Origin of the sequence: Faecalicatena orotica (assembly GCF_003149245.1) — a bacterium.
Lineage (GTDB): Bacteria > Bacillota > Clostridia > Lachnospirales > Lachnospiraceae > Faecalicatena_A > Faecalicatena_A orotica.
In genome coordinates this window covers 255,773-278,784 of sequence record NZ_QGDL01000006.1, presented here as the reverse complement: position 1 = coordinate 278,784, position 23,012 = coordinate 255,773, and the positions used below count along the sequence as shown (strand labels likewise).

Here is a 23,012-nt window from a genome sequence, read left to right as displayed (position 1 = left end):
TGATGTATATAAAAGGTGTGAATTTAGGAAACTGGCTTGTACTGGAAAAGTGGATGAATCCGGCTTTGTTCGAAGGGACGACGGCAGAAGATGAATATTACCTTCCCAGGCAGCTCACAAAAGAAGTCTATGAGGCCCGGATCAGGGTACACCGCAGTGAATATATTACGGAACGGGATTTTGCCATTATCAAGTCTTACGGAATGAATGCAGTGCGTATTCCGGTCCCTTACTTTATCTTTGGTGACTGCAAACCGTTTATCGGCTGCATTGAGGAACTGGATAAGGCATTTGGCTGGGCGGATAAGTACGGGTTGAAAGTGCTGATTGACCTGCATACAGTGCCCGGCAGCCAGAATGGTTTTGACAACGGCGGCCTTTCCGGGGTGTGTAAATGGGCACAGCAGGAAGAAAGTGTGGAGTTTACCCTGAACCTTCTGGAAAGATTGTCTGAGCGGTATGCTGACAGGGAAAGCCTCTGGGGAATCGAGATTGTGAACGAGCCGCTGACCGCAGCGGTATGGGACACGTTTCAGGTTGAAGAGCGTTATCCTGCCGTAGATGCAGAAATGGCAGCAGGCAGTGCGCCGGTATCGTTTGAGTTCCTGAAAAAATTTTATATAGAGGCCTACCGCAGAATGCGTCGATATCTGCCGGAGGATAAGGTGATTGTATTTCATGACGGCTTTGATATTTATGCATGGAAAGACTTCATGAGGGAAGAAGAGTTCAAAAATGTCGTGCTGGATACACACCAGTATCTGATGATGGCAGAGAGTGATGGATGTCCTCAGAATAAAGATGCCTATGTGGAATATATCAAAGAACATTATGAAAAGGCAGTGGATGAGATGCAGCAGTATTTTCCGGTTATATGCGGAGAATGGTGTCTCTTTAACTCACAGGCATGCGGATGTGATACAAAGGGCGGCCAGTCTGTTTTAAACGGTATCGAAGGGGCAGGAGAAGAGACCTATAGTGAGGAAGAAAAGAAAGAGATTTACCGGGCAGTGGCAGAGGCACAGCTTCAGGCATGGAGAAAAGGCAGCGGTTATTTTTACTGGAATTATAAGCTGCTTCTGGATACAGTCAATGAAACAGGATGGATCGGCTGGGATGCGTGGGATTTTGGAAAGTGCGCTGCACATGGCTGGTTTCAGGATGAAAAGGAGGGCGAATTATGATACAGAACCCAATCTTGCCGGGATTTAACCCGGACCCGTGTATTTGCAGGAAAGGGGAAGACTATTATCTGGCGGTTTCTACATTTGAATGGTTTCCGGGAATCCCGGTTTACCATTCCCGCGATTTGAAGAACTGGGAGCTCTACACACACGTTTTGACAGATGATGTGCAGGTTGACCTGAAGAAACTTCCATCAGCGAAAGGAATCTGGGCGCCGTGCCTGACATACTGTGAGCAGGAAGATCTGTTCTATGTTGTGTATGGTGTGATGAATTCTATGAATGCAAGGTATTTTGATGTAGACAATTTTGTGGTGACGGCAAAGGATATCAAGGGGCCGTGGAGTGAACCTGTTTATCTGCATTCGTCAGGATTCGATGCGTCCATGTTCCACGATGATGACGGCAGGAAATGGGTCGTGTCACTGGAGTGGGAAACGCGCGAAGGCTATGAGAAACCGGGGGCAATCTGTATGGTGGAATATTCTCCTAAACAGAAGAGCATCCTCGGCTATCCGAAGAGAATCTGGAGCGGCGGAACGGACAGGGGGTGCATTGAGGCACCACACCTGACAAAACGAGGCAGATATTATTACATCATGTGTGCTGAAGGAGGAACGGGATACAATCATTGTGTCACAACGGGTAGGGCCAAACAGGTCTGGGGACCATATGAAAAAGATCCGAAAAATCCGATCGTGACATCGGTTCCCGGGGAATCCTATGAAAGGCATGACCCGGATCATCTGAAACCGAAGTATTATAATCCGGAATCTGTCCTGCAGAAATCAGGTCATGGAAGTTATGTGGAAACGCCAGATGGCGAGGTGTATCTTGTCCATCTCACGTCCCGGCCATTTGTACCGGAGCTGCGCTGTACTCTGGGGCGGGAAACCGCGATCCAGAAGATGATGTGGACAGAGGATGACTGGCTTTGTATGGCGGACGGCAGCAATCTGGCGAAGCTGGAAGTGCCGGAAAGCAGCCTTCCCGAATATCCGGTGCCGCAAATCCCGGATTTCGATGATTTTGATTCAGAGGAACTCGGTATCTGGTATTATGCACCGAGGATCATGCCTCAGTCATTTGCAGATGTAAAAGTAAGGCCGGGATATGTAAGACTCCGGGGACAGGAGTCCAGAACGTCTCTGAATAAGGTCAGTATTCTCGCGAGAAAACTCACAAGCGTGCATGCAAGAATCACGACAAAAATGGAGTTCGTCCCGGAAGTCCACCAGCACAGTGCCGGGCTGATCCTATATTATGACAACATGAACTACATCAATCTCAGAAAATATTATAGCGAGACACTGGGGCAGAGCGCGCTTTCCATCATTCATCTGGAAAACGGGGAGAAGACCGAGTTCCTGAATACGAGAATCCCGGTGGAGGATGTTCCCGTATACATGAGACTCTACATCCAGGGCAGGGAATCCTGGTTTGAGTGGAGCTGTGACGGAGAAAATTATCAGAAGATCGGCCGAAAATTTGATACGACGAAATTTTCTGATGAATACTGTAAATACGGCGAATTTACAGGGACAATGGTGGGAATAACATGCGCTGACAGGGTGCGGCACCAGCACTATGCGGATTTTGATTTTCTGGAGTATATAGATTTGGGCGAGGGGATTTAACTAATACAATCTTGAATAAAAGCAGAAAATACGAAAATGTCCCCATCCCCCTATACTCCAATGAGTCCGAGCTGCCTTAAAGCCTTCGGAATCCCTCCATGTTCCATAGTATCCGTGACATAGTCAGCCGCTTCGGCCAGTTCCCGGGAGGCATTGCCCATAGCAACCTTGGTGTGGACGACTTCGAACATCGACAGATCATTATTGCTGTCTCCGAAAGCGTAAGTATCGGCCTTATCAATTCCCAGTACACCGCAGATGACGGCGATAGCCAGACCTTTTGAACAACCTTTTGTGATGAATTCAATCGTTTTTCCTACAAAATCGCCTTCATGGCAGATATAATCAAAGATTGGTTCCAACTCCCGGCAGGCTTTCTCCACCTGACAGCCGGGAGTTTTTTTCGCACTGATTTTACTGAAATGGAGCCGGTCCTCGTTCCCACTGATCGGAAGAAGTCTGGAACCAAGTTCCTTTGTAATCAGGTCAGCATACCAATCTACATCAGTCGTATATTCGTCCTGATCATAGTACATATAATCTGCACCCTCCAGAACAGGAACGAACCCGCATTTACGGAGCGTGTCCACGGAAAATCTGGCATCAGAAGCGGAAAGTTCCCTGTGGAAAATACAGTTTCCCTCATATTCCATATAGGCTCCGAGATTGGTTATCATACCCGAAAATCCCAATTCTTCCACCTCTTTCGGGATGAAAGCCCGGCTTCTTCCGGTGCATAAAAAAGCAAGATGGCCGTTTTGGGTCAGCTTTCGGATGGCCGGCTTTATGTCGGATGGGACTCCTTTTTCGATATCTAAGATTGTTCCGTCTGCATCAAAGAAAACACATTTTCTCATAAGAATATCCTCACAATTTATAATAAGCACAATACTGAATTTATTTTTATAAGTTTAACTTATCAATGCAAAAATTCAAGAATGCCGTAAAATCAATACTTTGACGGTGTTTTCCTGTCTGAAATTATCCGGTTGCCACCGATTTGCCACCATTGAACACGAAAAGGCGGTTGAACAATAAAAGAGGGCTGAACACGTTGAACAATATACGTTTTCAGCCCTATTCTTGCTATTATGAAGTTTTTTGTGTGAGGTTTTCAAAGATACCAACAGTTTCTTCAATTTGGCTTTCGGTGTTGTGGGTGTATATGCTCATTGTAATAGTTACATTGGCATGACCTAATCTTTCCTGTACGGCTTTCAGCGTTGCACCGTTTTCAATTAACATGGTGGCGTGTGTATGCCGCAAGGAATGAAAATTGAATTTGATACCTTCTTGTTTGGTGTACCTTGTACAATCATGTGTCATTGTATCAGCCGGGAAGAATTTCCCGGTGTCTCTAATGCACACCATATCAGCCAAAGGAAAAGAACAACCTTCTGAACGCTTATGTGGAATAAGGTGATTAACCACATCACCGTTTTTATTTATGGTTTCCTCAATATAGTTTTCAATGAAATCTTGACCGCCCTTCATGCGGTGAATGTTCTTTTGCTTCTTTGCTTCTTTCAGTACCCTATAGAGGGTATCACCAAATTTTATAACCCGGTTAGATGATATTGTTTTTGGAGAATTGAAGAACCACGGTGAATCATTCTTTGCCGGGGCTTGTTCTCTAATCAAGGTTTTGTTTACCGATATAGTCCGGTTGTTAAAATCTATATCATCCCATGTTAAAGCAAATACTTCATTAATCCTCATTCCGGTATAAAAGCCAATCATAAGCGGTATATAATGCGGTGTGCTAACATCAAAGTGTTCTGTAATCTTCTGGAAGTCTGAAACCGATAAAACATAACGAGTTTCTTTCTTTGGTGTCTCAAATTTGGGAAGTTTCACTTGAATACATGGGTTGAACTGGATATATTGCAAAGGATTCACGGCATAAGTTAAAGCACATGATAAGGTATCACGGTACAAAGCAATAGAACCTTTGGAATATCCTTCAGCCTTTAAATCGTTCAACCATTTTTGAACAACGGCGGCGGTTATGGATTTCAAACGGTATTTTCCCAATTCCGGCTTAATGTGATTTGCAATAATTTGACTGTATGAGCGTATGGTATTTGATTTGCAATTCACATAACAATAATTTTCCATCCAGTAATCAAGGTAATCTGATAAAGTTACTTCCGATGGGGTAAATACCAATCCGGCGTTGTTGTATTCGTTGAGTGCTTCAGTAAGTGCCGCTTCCGCTTCCTTTTTGGTAGCAAAGCCGCCCTTCTCTTTCTTTTGCCGCTTACCGTCCACTTTTCCTAGGTCAAAATAATATGACCATGTTTTGCCACGTTTTCTAGTTCCACCTTTCATAAAAATAACACATCCTTTCAAAAAATGGTGCATTTAATAAAAGGGTATGCTATACTGTAATTGTCTTAGGGTATCGCATAGCCTTTTATTAGGTTTATGGGTTACATCTATAAAAATCCTGTTTCGGTTGCCGCCGGGACAGGTTTTTTATTGCGGTTATTTCTGATTCTTGATTGCTAATTTAATGTATTTTACTGTTTGTTCGTCTGTATCGGCTTCAGCTTGTTTTCTACAATCTTCCACCAAAGCAATTATATCTTGTGCGTCAAGGCGGCAAATCGTACCTTCATCAAAGGAACAGATTTGATATACACCACTTTCAGAATCGTGTTCATCTTGTGGTTCAACTGTATAACCAGCTTCATCTAACCAATCACAGGCTTTAGAAAAATTGAAATCCGTAATATCTTCATCAATCCCATATAAATTATATGGTGACGTTTCTAATTTTTCCGCAATCCTTTGAATCATTTCAAACTTGGGTTCTCTTTTGTCCAGTTCGTATTGTTGAATCGTTCCGGTTGCGATTCCCAATTTTTCAGATAATTCTTTTTGGGTATATCCGATTTTGATTCTATAGAACTGAATATTTTTTCCTATACTCATAATATTTCACCTCAATTTTGATTGTATCATGTATTTTCAGATAGCACAATCAAAATGAATATCAAAAAACACTTGCACAATCAAAACGAGTATGATATGATTATAACACATTCAAAATGAATGTCAACAGAAATAGATGAAACGTCTACAAAAAACAAGCGAAAAGGAGAAATCATTATGAAATACGGATACAGAGAGATTAGAAAAATAGGTGCTATGGAATTGAGAAATTTGTGCATTAAAAGAAATTGGTACACTTGCGGAAACAATGAAGAATATTCACATCTACTTGGAGATTTGGCAGAAGATAAAGAAAACATCACAACAGACGATATTATAGAAATTGCACAAGATATTTACGAACACAGCAGTAAAGAAAGCATGATTGATTTTGAATTTGAAGATATATGTGCTGAAGTTGCACTTACATCATTTACATATTTTGAAAAAACTAAATAACAGCCGAAACACCCCCATTAAGGGGTGTCCACCGGGAATAGCCGCCCGGTGCTGATGATGGCAGGCTAAAGAATGATTTTAACTATGCAAATTATGATAAAGAAAGAAGGTGTATGAATGATAGTAAACAAACAGAAGTTACAAATTGCAATGGCTAACCGTTGTATGAGTTCCAATGATTTGCAATCTAAGTCTGAATTACCACGTGGAACATACATAAATGTTGTCACTGGTAAGAGTGTTAGACCTGTAACCCTTGGGAAGATTGCCAAAGCCTTAAATGTACCTGTTGAAGATTTGATTGAAATGGATGGTGATTAAATGAGATACCGCATTGAATACGCTGGTGGCAAGTGCTGTAATTTCGCCAACAGTAGGAAGGATTTGATTGACTGGTTGAAGTTGCTGAAGGATGAAACAATAACTGATATTCGGAAATTGTACAAAAGCGGCGTATCTGATTCAGTCATGGAAAAGTACAGGCAATATGTTAAACAGGATTTTTAAGATGTACCTAAGACAAAATAAATTACAGGAAGGGGTGAGAAAAGATGGAGTTAATGAAGTTTCTGAAAGAATCGGGAAATGTTCTTTTCCGGGGGTATTATCCGGGCGGCGGTAAAAGTGACAAGCTGGAAGAAGATTCTAAGGTAAGACGTGGAAAGACCGAACCGAAAGAATTACAGGAAGCAATCGCAAAATATCCGTGGTTACTTGGTGCATTACATCAACACATAGTTTTGGTTGATTATGATAAGCCGGAAGCATTCCAATGTAGGCTGAAAATTGCTAAAGCAAAGAAGGAACATTGTGTTGTGATTGAATCAGAAAGCCGGGGCGGTCATTTCTATTGGTTCGATAGAAATTATACAGTTCAAAAGAGTAATGCCGGGAATGTCACCTTATTATCTTTAGACCATGTTGATTATAAATGTGGTTACAGAATCATAAAGGCTACAGGCGAAGTAAAAGCGGCTGATACATACGGTACACTTTCAAAAAATGATAAATCATTAAGAAAACTGGTGTACTGTAATGTTAAAACTGATAACACTTTAGATGAAATACCCTTTTATGATTTGCGGTTATCTGAAGATAGTAAGAAAACCTATGATTTTCTTGGAATGGGTAACGGTGACGGTAGACAGGAAACATTGTTTAATTATATGATTCCGGTAAAAAAGAACGGCTTCAGTTATGAGCAGTTCAAAGAAACCGCTGAACTGATTGAACAATTTTTATTTTCCGTACCGCTTGGGGGTGAATTTGATAACGCTATTCGGCGTGAAAAATGGGATTCAATCAATACTGCTGAATCACAGTTCCTTGGAAACGGCAATTTCCAACATAACAAGTTTGCGGCATATCTGATTGACAAGTACCACATTAAGAAAATCAACGGTCAACTTCACGTGTTCAATAACGGCGTGTATCTTCCGGGCGAAAGTGCTATTGAAAATATCATGTTGGATGAAATAGACAGCCTACGGAAACGCCAAAGAATGGAAGTGATAGACTATATGCGGATTCGTTGTAAAAATTATGATATGGGCGATTTTAATAAAATTGCTTTCAATAATGGCATTTATGACGTAACTACAGATAGCCTTGAACCGTTCAACCCGGCGTATATCATCACCAATAAAATACCGTGGGATTATAACCCGGAAGCGAAATCTGATTTGGTGGATGAAGTTCTTGATAAACTATCATGTAATGATACAAGTATCCGCTATTTGCTGGAAGAAATCGCCGGGGCTTGCCTATATCGTTCAAATACTTTGGGCGGTGGTCAAGCGGCAATATTAAAAGGTGATAAGCATAACGGAAAGAGTACCTATATCAGCATGATAGAAAGTATGCTTGGTAATGATAATTATTCAAGTTTGGATTTTGCCGAATTGGGGGATAGATTCAGAACGGCTAACATATTCGGAAAACTTGCAAATTTGGGTGACGATATATCAGACAAGTACAAAGATGATGTATCACTATTCAAGAAAATAGTTACCGGGGAAACAATAACCGCCGAAGAAAAGGGGAAACCACCGTTTACATTTAAGCCATATCCCACTTTAATATTCAGTTCAAACAATATTCCTAAGATGAATGACCCGACCGGGGCGGCATTAAGAAGATTACTGATAGTTCCACTCAATGGGAAATTCACACCGGAAACGCCGGATTATGACCCGGCGATTCAATATAAGTTGAAGAAAAAAGAGTGCGTTGAGTATTTCATACAGCTTGCATTGGACGGATTAGCAGAAGTATTAAAGCGGAAATCATTTACCGTTCCTAATGCGGTACAGGAAGAAAAAGACGCTTACCGGATAGAAAACAATCCGTTGCTATCATTCATTGATGATTGCAAAAATGATGCCGGGGAAATCGAAGGAATTATAAATGAACCTGTAGCAGAGGTTTACCGCCGTTATACCGTATTTTGTAGCGAAAACGGACACATGGCATTTAGTAAAAATATTTTTGCAAAGCGTGTAAATCAAGAATTGGGAACGGAAAGCAAACAAAAGAAGATTCAGAAGAAAAATGTGAAAGTGTTTGAGTTAGTCACAAAGTAGCGGTTGGTAGCGGTTCAGTATCGGTTAAAGGTAGCGGTTGAAACCCTTATAAAATAAGGCGGTAGCGGTTGGTAGCGGTTATAGATAACTTCTTTATATAAAAATAAATTATTCTGCTAAAAGAGAAAATTTTTATAAAAGTAAATATATATATATTTAACCGTTAACCGCTACCTAACCGCTACCCGATACCCACACCCGAAAATAAAAGGTAGGTGAGAAAGTGAAGAAATACATGATAATCATGGGAGATAAAGAGAAATTCAAGTATTTACAAATGGGAGTACAGGAAGAAACAGGAGTTAATGAAGTAGTGGCAACTTGTAATAAATCATATGCGGACATGAAAGTGATTGCAATTCTTAATATTTACAGGTTCATCAATCAGCCTGTTATTGATATGTATTACCCGGAAACAATGAATGATGATGTATTAGAAGCACTAAATACATTATTTGATTCTGATTTGTTACCGCAAGGCTTCAGATAATCACAACTATGCAAGTAACCTATAAATAAAAATCCCGGCTATTGGCGTAGCCGGGGAAGATTCAAGCCGGAAACTATAAAAACCCATACATAGTATAGCAGATAACCCGGCAGAAGGGAAAGAGATATTATGACGATTACAGAAGAAATGATTTGTGAAATGGATGAAAACAACATGAAGGCAAAGGCGGTATTGAATATGTTAATAAGAGCATGGGAAGAAAGTTCAACAGAATCCAGCGAAGCGGAAATAATGACAACAGTAGAAGCGGCACTTACTTTTATACAGGCGAACGATAGCATATTATCAAAGCGGTAAAAAAGTTAAAAAATGTCAATTAATCGGGGGTTTTTACTTTAGCAAATTTTAATGAATGGGGGTTTTTGCCATTTGGATAAATTGTGATAAAAGCCCCCATTTTACAGGCAATCAAAGCCCCTGTTTTTGGCTTCATATGGCTTCATATAACGGTTTTATTTGGAAATGTAGATTAACCTATGATTGATGTGGTATTTTCTCATATGGATTAAAGCAAGGGGGTTAATTTCCAAAACAAACAAATGGGCGAAACGTTCGCTTGCGATTTTCCAAAACAAAACAAATGAAACGTTCGTTTTCCAAAATACGAATACCGAACGTTGGGCGATTTTCCAAAAACTCAAATAGGCGAAACGTTGCACCCTCAATTTTCCAATAAATACAAATAGCGAACGTTGAAACGCCGATTTTCCAAAACAACTCAAATAGGGGTGCAACCCTTATTTTCCAATAAAGACGAATACCGAACATATCACTGAAAAGCCTGTAAATAGGGGGCTGGAATATCCCCCGGCGTTGCACCCCGAACATGAAAAAGGGTGCAACGAAAAAATGAAACGTTCGCTTCATATCGGGGCGAACGTTTCACAATATAGCGAACATTTGAAAGTTAATTTTCAAAAGGAAGGGGTACACAATGCGAACATTAGAAGAACGATTATGGAGTGATGAAGATTTCTGGAATGGAATAAAGGCGATTACAGATTTGGGAAGGATTACGATTGTTGCATTGCATATTTACGGCGATAATCCAGCATTTCCAGAAGGAAGGGAAAGAATCTTTGTTAGATTTATTGGTGATTCCGGTAACATAGTTGAGATACCAGCACCGGAAGAAATAAAAACCTATGAGAATTACAAACAATGGTATTTGGTTCAAACAGCATTGAACAAAGTTCATTTACAGCACCAGCACCGGGGCAAGAAACACGTTCCCTTTGTGGTGGACTGTATGCCCGATTTCATCTCGATTAACGCCACAAGGAAGATTGCACCATATACCGGGGTAAACTGGATAAATGAAGCACGTGCAAGGTTATATGACCATGTAACGCCGGAATGGCTTCTATAGGGGGGGATGGTATGATAAAAATAACCGCTTCAGCGGATACCGAAGAGGAATTGATACAGTTTATTGACAACGCTTATAAAATGGCGGCTGATTCTGGAAAGAAGATATATAACATAAAAAGACCAAAACAGAAAAACGGTAAATTTTTCAAGGGATATTTTCAAGTTGGCTATTTGTGTCAAAATTCTATTGACGGTGAATGAAGAATATGATATGATATATATGTTCTACAGCACGTATAACATAGGTGAAACATCATAAGTACCGCACCGGAAACGGTGTAAGTTCTTTCAAAGGGCGTGGGAAATGACTTTAATTAGTTGTTTCCTACGCCCTTTGTTTTGAGAAAAAATAAGGAAAGTGAGGATGAAGAAAATGTATGTAAATCCGTTTTGGTTTGGAGTTTTGGCAACTGTAGGGGCTGAAATTTTGGCGATTATTGTAGTCGCATTTATTCAGTACATGAAGGGAGATAAATAATTATGATTACTTTAACAGATGAAGAATTACAGGAATTGAGAAAAGAAATTAAAAGTGAAATCATGGAACAGATGAAATTGAACAAGCTGGATACACTTCACGAAGATGTTCAGCAGATGATTGAAACCGCTACGCCGGGAAAAATGACAAAGGCACAGGTGATTGAAAAAATTGCAAAAACACGTGACCCGGACGAACGTAGAAAGTTAATTACTGATAATATGGAACTTTTGGAAGCATAAACAAGGGGGTAACGGTATGAGTGCAAAAACAATAATGATGAAAAGAGGGAAAAATGATTTTTTTCCTTCTGAACAAACATTTGACGTAATTACAAATGATATTGGCTTGAAACAAGTTCGTATCAATGGAAACTGTTTCATTGTTCCGCAACCAGTAGCAACATTCATAGATAATATGTTTGATGTTGTAAGTGATTTGGAAGAACAACTTGATAAACAGGCGTTGTTGAGAAAAGAAGATTTAATGAAAAAAAGTGTATCTATTGCCGCCGGTTTAATGGGTGGGAACGAAAGACGGATAAGAGGAAAAAATCTATTAAAAAAAGATTTCCATGATTCAAGTGACGAAGGTTATCAAGAATTTTATACTGATGTGATTAAACGGATTCAAAATAGTATAGAAGATATTTGGACACCAAAAGAACGTGGTGAAACGGTAGAAAAGGTTGAAATAAGCCCAAATAATGCAAAATGGCGTGATTAACTTCACGCCTGTTTTTCTATGAAGAAGGTGATAGAACATGAAAGAATTATTCACAATTAACAATGATAAATATTCATTGCAATACAACATGAATATTGTAAGTAGAATTGAACAAACGTTAAATTGTTCAATTCCATATTTGATATCTAAAGGGGTGTACAATAGCCGCCAACTTCAAACAATGTTGGCGTTCGGGTTAGTAGATTCTGAAGGAAAGCATATAAGCATAAAAACCGCTATGACAATCGCCGGAAAACTGATAGCGGAAAACAAAGAAAGTATAAAACGTATGGTTGTCGGAACGATTGTTACAGATATTCCATTTACGGTAAAGGGTGGGGGTGATTAGAATGGCTGATTATACACTATCGGCGAAAATTACAGGTGATTCAAGTGGTTTTGAAAGTGCGGTTAGTAAAAGCCAATCCTGTATTGAAAATTTGGGCGGTAAGTTCGATAAGTTATCTTCTAAACTTTCTTCAGTCTCTAAGGCTTTTGCCCCATTAAGTGCGGCGGCAAGTGCCGCTGGTGCGGTTGGTGTAAAAAGTTTTGCAAGTTTTGAAGAAGAAATGTCAAAGGTGGGTGCTATATCCGGTGCAACCGGAAGTGATATGGACGCACTTACCGAAAAGGCTAAAGAAATGGGTGCGACAACGAAGTTTTCCGCTACAGAATCGGGACAGGCTATGGAATACATGGCTATGGCTGGTTGGAAAACCGAAGATATGTTACAAGGTATTGACGGTATTATGAGCCTTGCGGCGGCTTCCGGCGAAGATTTGGCAACTACTTCTGATATCGTAACCGATGCACTTACAGCCTTTGGGTTGTCGGCTTCCGATTCCGGGCATTTTGCAGATATTTTAGCGGCGGCTTCATCCAATGCGAATACCAATGTATCAATGATGGGCGAAACATTCAAATATTGTGCCCCTATCGCTGGTGCTATGGGCTTTTCCGCTGAAGAAACAGCCGAAGCAATAGGATTGATGGCGAATAGTGGTATTAAGGCTTCACAGGCTGGTACATCACTTAGAACCATTATGACGAACTTATCCGGCGATATTAAATTTACCGGAAAGAACTTGGGTGATGTAACCATAGCCACAAGTAACGCCGATGGTTCAATGAGAGATTTGAACGACATTTTGGGAGATTGCCGGGCGGCGTTTTCCAAAATGACAGAATCAGAGAAAACAGCGGCGGCAGAAACCTTAGTTGGTAAAAATGCTATGAGTGGCTTCCTTGCCTTGATGAACAGCGGCGAAGGAGATATTGAGAAGTTAAGGGGTGCAATCGCCGGGTGTACAGACGAAACAACCGGATATAGTGCGGCGGCTGATATGGCTGAGAAAATGATGGATAATCTTTCCGGTAAAGTTACTATCATGAAATCAACCTTAGAAGGTGCGGCTATTGTAATCGGCGAAACCCTTGCACCGTATGTAACAACGCTGGTTGAGGGTATCACAGACCTTGCCAACAGATTTATAAATTTAGACGAAGGGACGCAAAAAACAATCGTTGCTATTGGTGCGGTGGTTGCGGCAATCGCCCCGGCGTTACTGATTATGAGTAAAACATCTGATATCATGTCGGCACTATGTACCGTTATGGCGGCGGTGGCTTCCCCGGTTGGTATTGTGGTTGCGGCGGTAGCGGCTTTGGCGGCTGGATTCGTGTACCTTATGAATACCAATCAGGCGTTCCATGATAGGGTTATGACCGTATGGGACGCTGTAAAGACAAAGATACAGGGTGTGGTTGATGGCTTATCCGGGATATCGTTTGATAATATCTTTTCCGGGTTGCAATCGGCTTTTGATACAGTAGCCCCTATAATCGGGGGTGTGATTGAAGGTATTGTTGGTGCGGTTCAGAATCTTCTTCCGGTGTTCAACAATATCTTTGGAACAATTAAAACAGTAATCGGTTATGTTGTGGAAGCGTTCAAGGGCTTCTTTTCCGGCTTAACTTCCGGCTTTTCTTCCGGGCTTAGTGGGGCAAGTGGTTTTTCTTCCGGGCTGATATCGGTTATTGGCTTGATATCGCCGCCGCTTAAAGCGGTTATTTTACTGTTTCAGAATTTCGCACCGCAAATACAGGCGTTGGTTACCGCTATCGGTTCAAGCCTTGTACCTGTATTTACTACACTTGGAACAACAATAGGCGGTATTGTATCCGCTGTACTTCCGGCTATTCAGTCGGCTATGGCTAATTTGATTCCGGTTATCGCTAGTATCATTTCAGCGGTTACCCAGATAATTACAACGGTGCTTCCGGTGTTTATCAGTCTGATAAATCAGTTAGCCCCATTTCTGGTACAGATAGCCCAGATGATAGGGCAGATTGTAGCGGCTTTAGCCCCTATGATTGCACAACTCATTGAAACGCTATTACCAGTAATCACGAATATTGTAACCGTGGTAATGAACGTGATTACCGCAATCATGCCAGCATTGATAGCAATAATCAATGTGGTAATGGCGGTAATACAGGCGTTAGTACCAATTATCACAAATATTTTATCGGTGGTGGTGTCGGTTATATCCGGTATCATTTCCGCTATTAACCCGATTATTTCATTTATCGGGGGTGTAATTTCCGCTATTATGGCGGTGATTTCACCGATTGTAACATTTGTGTCAGATATTATAGCAACCGTTATTAAAGTGATAGGTACTATAATCGGCACAATCACAGGCATATTTGCAACTGTTTTCAGTATCGTATCCGGTGTGTTCTCTAATATATCGGATTTCATATCAACTACGATTTCAGCGGTATCAACCGTGATTTCAACGCTTACAGGTATCGTAGGTGGGGTGTTCAACTCTATTTATTCTACGGTATCAAGCGTGATGCAGAACGTAGGTAATTTTATACAGGGTATCTTTACAGGTATTCAGTCCGCTTGGAACGGCTTAACAAGTTTCGTGTCCGGCGTGTTCGATGGTGTGGCTTCCGCTGTATCCCAACTGGTATCACAGGTTAAGGGATTCGTGAACGGTGTCATAAGCGGTATCAATAGTGCAATCGGTGTGATTAACATGATACCGGGTGTTTCTATCGGTTCAATACCTTACCTCTTACATGGTACTGAAGATTGGTCTGGTGGATTTGCCCGAATGAACGAAGGTGGGCGTGGAGAATTAACCTACTTACCGGACGGAACACAGGTAATACCACATGATATATCTATCAAGTACGCAAGAGAAGCGGCAAGGGCAAACGTAGCCGGGAACGATACACAAAGTATTGATTATGACCGTTTAGCCAGCACTATGTTAAGTGCCTTATCCGGTGTGAAGATTGAACACGTTTCCACGCTGAACGGTAAGACCGTAGCAAGTGAATTAACGCCGCTGATTAACAAAAGATTAGGAAAGCAATACAACAGAGAAGAAAGAGGTTAGAATATGGGCATAATAAATGTGAAATTTAATGAGCATGAACTTAATACTCTTGCTAGTAAACTACAGCAAATGAACAGTATCCGGTTCGATGGGGTTGTTAAGAAAAACATCACAGAAATATTCAATCGGTCAAAAGATAACAACCCGGCTACTGGTGGTACGCCTGTATCAACGGAAGCAACTAGACCGGGTGCACCACATGGCGAGTTACGACTTTCAGCCGGATTATCGGGTGACGAAATGGGGTACTTGAAAGACTATGCACCCCATGTTGAATATGGACATAGAACCAAAAACGGCGGCTATGTTCCCGGTCAGCATTTCTTACAGAATAATGTAAATATTCAAGGGGAAATTTACAGGAAGGATTTGTTGGACGCTATTAAAAGAGGTTAGTTATTACCAATGCCGGGGGCAAGTCCCCCGGTTTACCAAAGGGGGTAATCGTGATGCAAAGGAAAATAAATCCCATGTATATTATGGGAATATGTCCGGCATTTTCTGAAATCCAGAACAACTATAAAAATGAAATATGTTGGATTGCTCAATTTTCAAAGCTGATAAACAACAATAAAATGGCTGATTTTTTATATTCTGAAGCCAAAGAATTACAGAATGTAATTATAGAAAGCCAAAAAGAAAAAGAAGTATTGCAACGCCGGATTGATAAAATCAAAGGGAATGATTTCATGAAGAAAGTATTGAAAATGTGGTATATGGACGGTATGAACCATAATGAAATTGCTTCAACTTTGAATATAGGCAAAGCGTATTCAGAAGATTTGAAATGTGATGGGGATGAACTATTAAGAATACTGTATTAAAGGCGGTGAAAGAATGTCAAATGAAGATATTGTATTAGAAATACAGAATAATATAAATGTTACTGATAATTTGGCACGATTATATGAAATGAATCAAGGCTTGATGAAGGTAATTATTAAACCTTATCTACGGTGTTTTGATGAAGAAGATTTAATGCAAGAATGTTATTTCGCTTTATATGATGCCGTGAAAGCCTTTGATTATCAACGAAATACAAGATTTTCCACATATTTAGTCAATCATGTTCATTGGTCGATGGTTCAATATTTCGCAAATAATAGACATATGAAAAAAATACCGGATTACGCCTACCGGGAAATACGCAAGTACCACAAGTATAAAAATGAATTTAAAGAAGAACACGGTTACTACCCTAGTACCAAAGAAATTTGTGATGAATTGAATATAGATGTTGATAAAATAGGTACATTGGAACGCCTTATATCAGAACGTGAATGTACAAGTTTGGATTCAACAATAACTGATTCAGATGGTGAAGTGCTTTCTGTATATAATTCATTGGATAGTGGTGTTAATGTTGAAAATCAGATTTTGGATTCTGTTTCTAATGATGAATTATGGAATGAGGTTAATAAGCTGGATGAAGAACAAAGAGATATTATCATTGCACATTTTAAGAACAATGTTCCATATTCTGAATTAGAAGAAAAGGTAAACCGAAACAAATTGTATAGGCTTCTTAGGGCGGCATATTCGGTATTAAAAGAAAATGATTATGTACGTGCTATTGCGGAAAGTTACGGCTTTAATTCTTCTGATGCGTACCGGGGTGGCGTGAGTTCTTTCAAAAAATCCTTTACATCTTCCACAGAACAGGCGGCATTAAGAAACATAAGAATTGAAGAACAATTAAATAAAAGTCAATCCTTATATGATTCTATTATGTCTTTGGTGGTGTAATATGGATGCAAAGGAATATTTGCAAAATGTTCAAAAGTGTATTAAACATTTGGACTATTTAACCCGGATAATAAAAAAGAATCATATAAGAGAATCAGAAATATTGGAAGATGTAAAAAGTATCATCAATCTACGCTTAAATACTCTTTATCTTATCCATGCATTGCCGAACCCAAAGCACGTACATATTTTATATAAAAGGTACATCATTGGGGATTCATGGGAAAGAATTTCTTTAGATATGGGGGTAGGTGTAAATCATTTGTGCGAATGGGTGCAACCTAGAGCGTTGAAAGAGTTTCAAAGCACACACGAAACTATGCTTAAAAATGTACAATTACCAGAATTGAAAAAGTACGGTAAAACGGTTGTATTGAGCATTGATAGAAAACAAGTGAAATCTGATTATTTGGCTGGTATGCCGTATGTGGATATTTCCCGAAAATATAATTTATCACTCAATACATTAAAGGGATGGATAAAGCGATATAAATGGGCTGAAGAAAGAAGGAAGTGATTGTATCACCGTTTCTAAACTGTTATAATGACAGTAAAGGAACGGTGATTTTCTTTTAAGGAAGGTGAAACCCTATGAGTATAGCAAAGCCCCGATTTTGGGATTATATAATATTTGACGATGATTGTAATATTACCGGAATAGAACCGGATACCCCGGAAGATATCAAATCGGAATATGAAGAATGGGTGAAACAGAAAGAAACCAACAGGAAAGCCGGAATTAAAGTATGAGTAAAAATTTGATAGATGCAATGAAGTTATACAAGAAAACTTTCAACGATGATTTCCCAACGATGCCTTTAGCGGAATCACGAACCGATGAAGAATTGATTGATATAATCAATGCGTGTGTGGAACAGAAGAAAGATGTATATGACATTGGATATTTACGGTTGGAAGATGTTCAGTATTAGGAAATCCCCACAGGAACGAAAACAACCGCTATATGACGCTTATATGAGGTCACAGGCGGTTGTTTTGTACCTCATTGAAAGAAAGGATGAAAAACAAAATAATGATTGAACCAGCCGCACCACCGGCAACAACCCCGGCGGCCGATATTGTGATAATAAATCAGTTTCCCGGCAACGTCAAGCGGTTTTTGAAATTGCTTCATATAAGCGTTTTAAGCCTTCATGTGCAGAAATACCAACACATTATGTTTTAGCCTGTATATGAGCAATATATGAGGTGTGAGAACCAAAAGAAAGTGATAAGATACCAGTGATAGAAGGTGATACTAATGGAGTTTTATAAAAATAATCCAACTGATAAAATATGGTGGCTGGAAACGGAAGCAATAGGCGAATGGCTTTTCAGTTTTGACAAAAAGACGGTGTTTAATATGTTCCGGGATTATCCCCATAAATTAACACCAGAACAAAAGGAAATCTTTGATGAAGAAAATCCATATTGGGCTGATTTCTTCAAAGAAAGACAATAGCATTTTTTGAAAGTTAATTTTCAAGATTATTTTATAGGGTGGCATTTGCCACCCTTTTGCCACCTTTGGGAGAGGTTCGCAAGAAACCCCACGAACACAAAACTATTAAACAAGTTGAAAGAACGCCGTAAAATCAACACTTAGAAAATCTTATGAACTCTAAGGAACACCCGAAAAATTGAACTCGCATTAGTTTAACATATCAGCAGACACGAGTACACTGGATTATGATATACTATTCATAGAAATAAAAACTGGCTGCGGTTCTATAAAAAGTGTTTAGAAAGGAGAAATGCAGTATGAGTGATAAGGCAGAACAACTGAAAATTTTAAAAGAAATCTTCAAGGAAGATTTCGAAGAAATTGATGCCGGTGTCCGAAGCGGAGGGGATACTACATTGTTTGAAGTAACGAGTATTGAAGGAGTGGCGATTCCGGATGGGCTTACCATTATCGTCAATTTTGATAATGGTAAAAAGCTAGGCTGGGCCGGACCAAGCTCACCTCTCTACACATCTGAACGTTTTGACGAGCGGTTTAAAGGGAATCTGAACATATTTGTTATGAAAAAAAAGAAGGTCCTGAAACAAATTCATACAACTTATAATCAGGAAACCTTCAAAAAAAGGACAGATACATATAGCTTTCAGGAAATATTAGATTCTGTGGAATTCTGATCATGACTGCTCATAACCTCACAGCTGCTTCTAAGGTGCATATATTATTATTGAGACTTTATCTCATTTCCCCGAAAGGAGAATCACTATGAAGGAGCAAGAAAAAAGGAGTATGAGTAATCCAGAGAATATGTCTGTGCCCTCAAATATAGCTGCAAATGCTGATGAGCCTGACGCGCCGCAGAATCTGATCGCGGTGGCTGACGGTCCGATAAGAATCAACACGTCATGGGACGGGGCAGCCGGAGCTGAACTGTATAAGGTGTACCGCAGTACAACGGTTTCCGGCCCATATGAGCTGGTTGGGCTGACGGCAGCAACGTCATACACGGATGCAGGCCTGACACCAAATACCACTTACTATTACCGGGTGTCGGCCACGGCGGGCACTACAGAAGGGGCTTTGAGTAATATCGCGTCTGCCACCACGGATGCCGATGTACCAATGCCGACGAATGTAATAGCTACACCGGTGAGCCAGACGCAGATCAATACGACGTGGAACCCTGTACCGAATGCTATGGCCTATGCAGTTTACCGCAGTACGACACCGGACGGGACATACCAGTATGTTGGCACGGCTTCCGGCCCGGCCTACAGTGATACGGGACTGACGCCGGGAACGACCTACTATTACCGGGTGGCTGCCATTGTCGGCGGAGCGGAGGGAACTCCGAGCGCATACGCGGCAGCGACTACCTACCCGGCAGTCACCGTGCCTCAGACGCCGGAAAATGTGCAGGCGCTGGTGTTAAGCTGTACGGAGGTCCTCGTCACATGGGAAGCATCTGCCGGGGCGGAAGGGTACTATGTGTACCGCAGTGAATCTGCCGTAGGCCCATACCAACTTATAAGTATAATAGGTTCACTATCTTATATCGATACTGGACTTACACCATGTACCACTTATTATTATTACGTACAGGCGTACGCTGGCACCCAGTTTAGTCCACAGAGTGTACCAGTCAGCATAGAAACACCGTCATGCGGGACGCCTGTTGAGCCATGCAGGCCATGCTGCTGCCCACGCTGTGGGTGCAGTCCGTGCCGCTGTTCCAGAGAACAGCATCACAATCCATGCAGCCGGTAAGTGATAGGAAAATATTAAAAAGAAGAAACGTCCGGGTGAAAACCTGGGCGTTTTCTTACGTCTGTAAATCGAAATTATAGACAAAACCTATAAGTATCATTGTATATGCCAATTATTAATTAGTGAATAAATAAGGACAATGATAAAATATAAACAGACTGTACAAGGCCCCGCAACATACCGGGGCCGGAGATGATTAATTGGAGGACTTGAAAATGGAAGTAATTAAAGATCTGCCGGAAGTATTTGAGGAGTTTGCAGAACAGCGGAAGAATTCATTTCTGACTGTCAAGGAATTAAAGGATAAGGGGATTCCGATTGTGGGGGCTTACTGCACCTATTTCCCACAGGAGATCGCGATGGCAATGGGCGCTGCCACGGTAGGGCTGTGTTCCACATCAGATGAGACGATTCCGGTGGCTGAGAGAGACCTGCCGAAGAACTTGTGTCCGCTGATCAAATCCAGTTATGGATTTGCCATCACAGATAAATGTCCGTTCTTTTATTTTTCAGATGTGGTAGTAGGGGAAACTACCTGTGACGGAAAAAAGAAAATGTATGAGTACATGGCAGAGTTTAAGGATGTATTTCTCATGGAACTGCCGAACAGCCAGAGGGAAGAGGGCCTTAAACTGTGGAAGAGTGAGATTATCCGTTTCAAGGAGTATTTAGAGAATAAGTTCGATGTGGAGATAACTGAGGACCAGATCCGTGATGCGATAAAGGTTAATAACGCAGGCAGGCGTTCCTTAAAAAGGCTGTATGAGGTCATGAAGCATGACCCTGCGCCGATCAAAGGACAGGATTTGTTTAAGGTGCTCTATGGCAGTACGTTTAAGTTTGACAGAAAAGCAATTCCGGCGGAGGTCGATGCACTGGTTGATAAGATTGAAAAAGAGTATGCCGAAGGTATCATGCAGGAAGAGAAGCCCCGTATTCTGGTGACAGGATGTCCGGTGGGAGGCGCTACGGAGAAGGTTATCAAAGCGATTGAAGATAACGGTGGTATTGTTGTTACCTATGAAAACTGTACCGGGGCAAAATCCATTGACAAGCTGGTAGATGAGGACAATCCGGATGTGTATGATGCACTGGCGAGACGTTATCTGAATATCGGATGTTCTGTCATGACCCCGAATCCGAACCGGCTGGAGCTTATGGGACGCCTGATTGATGAATATCAGGTCGACGGAGTTGTGGAAGTGCTGCTTCAGGCCTGCCATACATATAGCGTGGAATCAAAAGGAATCCGTGATTTTGTAAATGAGAAAAAAGGAATCCCGTACATCAGCGTTGAGACAGACTATTCCCAGGCTGATATCGGTCAGCTGAACACAAGGATTGCGGCGTTTATAGAGATGTTATAAAGGGCTGTCCGGCAGAGACGATGCATCGTTTTGGGCTGATATATGGTAAACCTGTAAAGGACGGAAGGTATAAGAGGATGGATTATGTAGGGATAGATATAGGTTCTACCGCGTCGAAGGTAGTGGCAAGAGGTGGGAAAGATCTGCATTTTACCCTGCCTACGGGATGGAACAGCAAGGAAACAGCAATGGTGATTGAAGACAGACTGCGCGAGGCCGGTGTGGATGTCCGTTCGGATGCGACGAAAACAATCGCGACAGGCTACGGGCGTGTGGCTGTTGATTTTGCCGATTATGTGGTTACGGAAATCACCTGCCATGCCAGGGGAGGCATTGAATTTGCAGGAAAAGACTGTGCGATCATTGATGTAGGGGGACAGGATACAAAAGTGATCCTTGTCAGACAGGGAATGGTACAGGATTTCCTGATGAATGACAAGTGTTCTGCGGGTACGGGAAAGTTTCTGGAGATTATGGCAAACCGCCTTGGTATTACTCTGCAGGAACTATTTGATATTGCGTCACAGGGAGATGTTCTGCCGATCAGTTCCCTCTGCACAGTGTTTGCAGAATCAGAGATTATCAGTTACATCGGTGAAGGAAGAAAAAGGGAAGATATTGCAGCGGGTGTTGTAGACTCCGTAGCGGCGAAAGTAGCCCAGATGAGCCTGCGCCGGGAACTGCCGGAGAAGATTATGCTGACAGGGGGATTAAGTGAAAGTACATATTTTGCAAAGATCCTGTCAGATAAAATCGGAAGAAAAGTAGAGAATACGAGTCATGGAAGATATGCCGGGGCATTGGGCGCGGCAATTCTGGCAGAAGAAAAATCAAAGAGGAGAGCAAAGAAAAATGAACATTAAGAACGAGGCAAGTGTCGATAAAATAAGAAAGGATGCCGAGGATTATTTCAGAGGGGGATACTTTTGCTGTGAAGCTGTTATGGCGGCAATCCGGGATAATTTTGAACTGGATGTACCAAAAGAAGTGATAGCAATGGCAACCGGTATGGCGGTTGGCGCCGGGCATTCGGGATGCATGTGCGGAGCTTTGAATGGCGGAATCCTTGCATTGGGACTGCTTTTTGGCCGCACGGAGCAGAATGGGCCGAAAGACCCGAAGGCGGTTAAATGTATGGAACTGACAAATGAACTCCACACCTGGTTCAAGGAGGCAAGCGGGAAGAATTCTGTCTGCTGCCGTGTATTGACCAAAGAATTTGATATGGGGAAAGGGGAGCATAAAGAACAGTGTGTCCGTTATACAGGACTCTGTGCAGGAAAAGTGGCAGAAATCGTAATACGTGAGTTCGGACTCACCAATACCGATGAAGAGACAGCATAGGGATACATAATAAGAGGAACAGGGA

Annotated in this window: 27 protein-coding genes and 1 other RNA gene; 25 read left to right on the top strand and 3 right to left on the bottom strand. The window is 41.3% G+C overall.

Annotation, left to right across the window (positions count from 1 at the left end; all coding sequences use genetic code 11):
* The first annotated feature begins 2 nt into the window (after positions 1 to 2).
* Both A8806_RS11620 and A8806_RS11615 read left to right on the top strand, forming a co-directional pair.
* Positions 3 to 1,184 (top strand): glycoside hydrolase family 5 protein, encoded by a 1,182-nt coding sequence (locus A8806_RS11620; RefSeq protein ID WP_109731362.1) that lies wholly within the window; start codon positions 3 to 5, stop codon positions 1,182 to 1,184.
* Positions 1,181 to 2,821 (top strand): glycoside hydrolase family 43 protein, encoded by a 1,641-nt coding sequence (locus tag A8806_RS11615; protein ID WP_109731361.1) that lies wholly within the window; start codon positions 1,181 to 1,183, stop codon positions 2,819 to 2,821. The genes A8806_RS11620 and A8806_RS11615 overlap by 4 nt, the downstream gene beginning before the upstream one ends.
* A gap of 50 nt (positions 2,822 to 2,871) precedes the next feature.
* Here the strand turns inward: A8806_RS11615 and A8806_RS11610 are convergent, their stop codons facing one another.
* The 3 genes from A8806_RS11610 to A8806_RS11600 form a co-directional block, all read right to left on the bottom strand.
* Positions 2,872 to 3,678: an HAD family hydrolase gene (locus tag A8806_RS11610; protein ID WP_109731360.1), complete on the bottom strand. Its 807-nt coding sequence runs from the start codon at positions 3,676 to 3,678 to the stop codon at positions 2,872 to 2,874.
* Positions 3,679 to 3,910: 232 nt separating this feature from the next.
* Positions 3,911 to 5,152, bottom strand: a complete 1,242-nt coding sequence (locus A8806_RS11605) for a site-specific integrase (RefSeq protein WP_181368673.1) — start codon at positions 5,150 to 5,152, stop codon at positions 3,911 to 3,913.
* A gap of 156 nt (positions 5,153 to 5,308) precedes the next feature.
* A complete protein-coding gene (locus A8806_RS11600; protein WP_109731358.1) occupies positions 5,309 to 5,758 on the bottom strand; it encodes a helix-turn-helix domain-containing protein in 450 nt (149 codons plus the stop codon).
* Between the two features lie 177 nt (positions 5,759 to 5,935).
* On the opposite strand from A8806_RS11600, the gene A8806_RS11595 reads away from it, so the two are divergent.
* The 23 genes from A8806_RS11595 (at position 5,936) to A8806_RS11480 (ending at position 22,987) form a co-directional block, all read left to right on the top strand.
* Positions 5,936 to 6,217, top strand: coding sequence for a hypothetical protein (locus A8806_RS11595; RefSeq protein ID WP_109731357.1), 282 nt, complete (start codon positions 5,936 to 5,938; stop codon positions 6,215 to 6,217).
* Between the two features lies 1 nt (position 6,218).
* Positions 6,219 to 6,287: hammerhead ribozyme type II (locus tag A8806_RS11590), an RNA gene on the top strand.
* 47 nt (positions 6,288 to 6,334) lie between these two features.
* Entirely contained in the window at positions 6,335 to 6,538 is a 204-nt protein-coding gene (locus A8806_RS11585) for a helix-turn-helix domain-containing protein (protein WP_109731356.1), read from the top strand.
* Between the two features lie 230 nt (positions 6,539 to 6,768).
* Positions 6,769 to 8,799, top strand: coding sequence for a DNA primase family protein (locus A8806_RS11575; protein WP_109731354.1), 2,031 nt, complete (start codon positions 6,769 to 6,771; stop codon positions 8,797 to 8,799).
* A gap of 223 nt (positions 8,800 to 9,022) precedes the next feature.
* Positions 9,023 to 9,289 (top strand): hypothetical protein, encoded by a 267-nt coding sequence (locus A8806_RS11570; protein WP_109731353.1) that lies wholly within the window; start codon positions 9,023 to 9,025, stop codon positions 9,287 to 9,289.
* 129 nt (positions 9,290 to 9,418) lie between these two features.
* Positions 9,419 to 9,607: a hypothetical protein gene (locus A8806_RS11565; RefSeq protein WP_109731352.1), complete on the top strand. Its 189-nt coding sequence runs from the start codon at positions 9,419 to 9,421 to the stop codon at positions 9,605 to 9,607.
* 637 nt (positions 9,608 to 10,244) lie between these two features.
* Complete coding sequence (locus tag A8806_RS11560; RefSeq protein WP_109731351.1) at positions 10,245 to 10,679, top strand: hypothetical protein; 435 nt, start codon at positions 10,245 to 10,247, stop codon at positions 10,677 to 10,679.
* An 11-nt stretch (positions 10,680 to 10,690) separates the two neighbouring features.
* Complete coding sequence (locus A8806_RS11555; protein ID WP_109731350.1) at positions 10,691 to 10,882, top strand: hypothetical protein; 192 nt, start codon at positions 10,691 to 10,693, stop codon at positions 10,880 to 10,882.
* Positions 10,883 to 11,161: 279 nt separating this feature from the next.
* Entirely contained in the window at positions 11,162 to 11,401 is a 240-nt protein-coding gene (locus A8806_RS11550) for a hypothetical protein (protein WP_109731349.1), read from the top strand.
* Between the two features lie 16 nt (positions 11,402 to 11,417).
* Positions 11,418 to 11,885, top strand: a complete 468-nt coding sequence (locus tag A8806_RS11545) for a hypothetical protein (protein ID WP_109731348.1) — start codon at positions 11,418 to 11,420, stop codon at positions 11,883 to 11,885.
* A gap of 37 nt (positions 11,886 to 11,922) precedes the next feature.
* On the top strand, positions 11,923 to 12,234 hold the full coding sequence (locus A8806_RS11540) for a hypothetical protein (protein WP_109731347.1): 312 nt from the start codon (positions 11,923 to 11,925) through the stop codon (positions 12,232 to 12,234).
* Between the two features lies 1 nt (position 12,235).
* Complete coding sequence (locus tag A8806_RS11535) at positions 12,236 to 15,301, top strand: phage tail tape measure protein (RefSeq protein ID WP_109731346.1); 3,066 nt, start codon at positions 12,236 to 12,238, stop codon at positions 15,299 to 15,301.
* A gap of 3 nt (positions 15,302 to 15,304) precedes the next feature.
* Positions 15,305 to 15,697: a hypothetical protein gene (locus A8806_RS11530; protein ID WP_109731345.1), complete on the top strand. Its 393-nt coding sequence runs from the start codon at positions 15,305 to 15,307 to the stop codon at positions 15,695 to 15,697.
* Positions 15,698 to 15,750: 53 nt separating this feature from the next.
* On the top strand, positions 15,751 to 16,125 hold the full coding sequence (locus A8806_RS11525; protein WP_109731344.1) for a DUF1492 domain-containing protein: 375 nt from the start codon (positions 15,751 to 15,753) through the stop codon (positions 16,123 to 16,125).
* A 13-nt stretch (positions 16,126 to 16,138) separates the two neighbouring features.
* A complete protein-coding gene (locus A8806_RS11520) occupies positions 16,139 to 17,047 on the top strand; it encodes a sigma-70 family RNA polymerase sigma factor (protein WP_109731343.1) in 909 nt (302 codons plus the stop codon).
* A gap of 1 nt (position 17,048) precedes the next feature.
* Positions 17,049 to 17,564 carry a helix-turn-helix domain-containing protein gene (locus tag A8806_RS11515; protein WP_109731342.1) on the top strand — a complete coding sequence of 172 codons (516 nt, stop codon included), beginning with the start codon at positions 17,049 to 17,051 and terminating at the stop codon, positions 17,562 to 17,564.
* A 74-nt stretch (positions 17,565 to 17,638) separates the two neighbouring features.
* The gene (locus A8806_RS26185) at positions 17,639 to 17,797 is read left to right on the top strand and encodes a hypothetical protein (RefSeq protein WP_181368672.1); all 159 of its coding nucleotides are present in this window, start codon (positions 17,639 to 17,641) and stop codon (positions 17,795 to 17,797) included.
* Between the two features lie 511 nt (positions 17,798 to 18,308).
* Positions 18,309 to 18,509, top strand: a complete 201-nt coding sequence (locus A8806_RS11505; RefSeq protein WP_242996049.1) for a DUF7675 family protein — start codon at positions 18,309 to 18,311, stop codon at positions 18,507 to 18,509.
* Positions 18,510 to 18,808: 299 nt separating this feature from the next.
* Positions 18,809 to 19,186: a hypothetical protein gene (locus A8806_RS11500; RefSeq protein ID WP_109731340.1), complete on the top strand. Its 378-nt coding sequence runs from the start codon at positions 18,809 to 18,811 to the stop codon at positions 19,184 to 19,186.
* Positions 19,187 to 19,274: 88 nt separating this feature from the next.
* Positions 19,275 to 20,276 carry a fibronectin type III domain-containing protein gene (locus A8806_RS11495; RefSeq protein WP_109731339.1) on the top strand — a complete coding sequence of 334 codons (1,002 nt, stop codon included), beginning with the start codon at positions 19,275 to 19,277 and terminating at the stop codon, positions 20,274 to 20,276.
* Positions 20,277 to 20,491: 215 nt separating this feature from the next.
* On the top strand, positions 20,492 to 21,643 hold the full coding sequence (locus A8806_RS11490; RefSeq protein WP_109731338.1) for a double-cubane-cluster-containing anaerobic reductase: 1,152 nt from the start codon (positions 20,492 to 20,494) through the stop codon (positions 21,641 to 21,643).
* Positions 21,644 to 21,720: 77 nt separating this feature from the next.
* The gene (locus A8806_RS11485; protein WP_109731407.1) at positions 21,721 to 22,506 is read left to right on the top strand and encodes an acyl-CoA dehydratase activase; all 786 of its coding nucleotides are present in this window, start codon (positions 21,721 to 21,723) and stop codon (positions 22,504 to 22,506) included.
* Positions 22,496 to 22,987 carry a C-GCAxxG-C-C family protein gene (locus tag A8806_RS11480; RefSeq protein ID WP_109731337.1) on the top strand — a complete coding sequence of 164 codons (492 nt, stop codon included), beginning with the start codon at positions 22,496 to 22,498 and terminating at the stop codon, positions 22,985 to 22,987. Before A8806_RS11485 ends, A8806_RS11480 begins: the two co-directional genes overlap by 11 nt.
* The last annotated feature ends 25 nt before the right edge of the window (positions 22,988 to 23,012 follow it).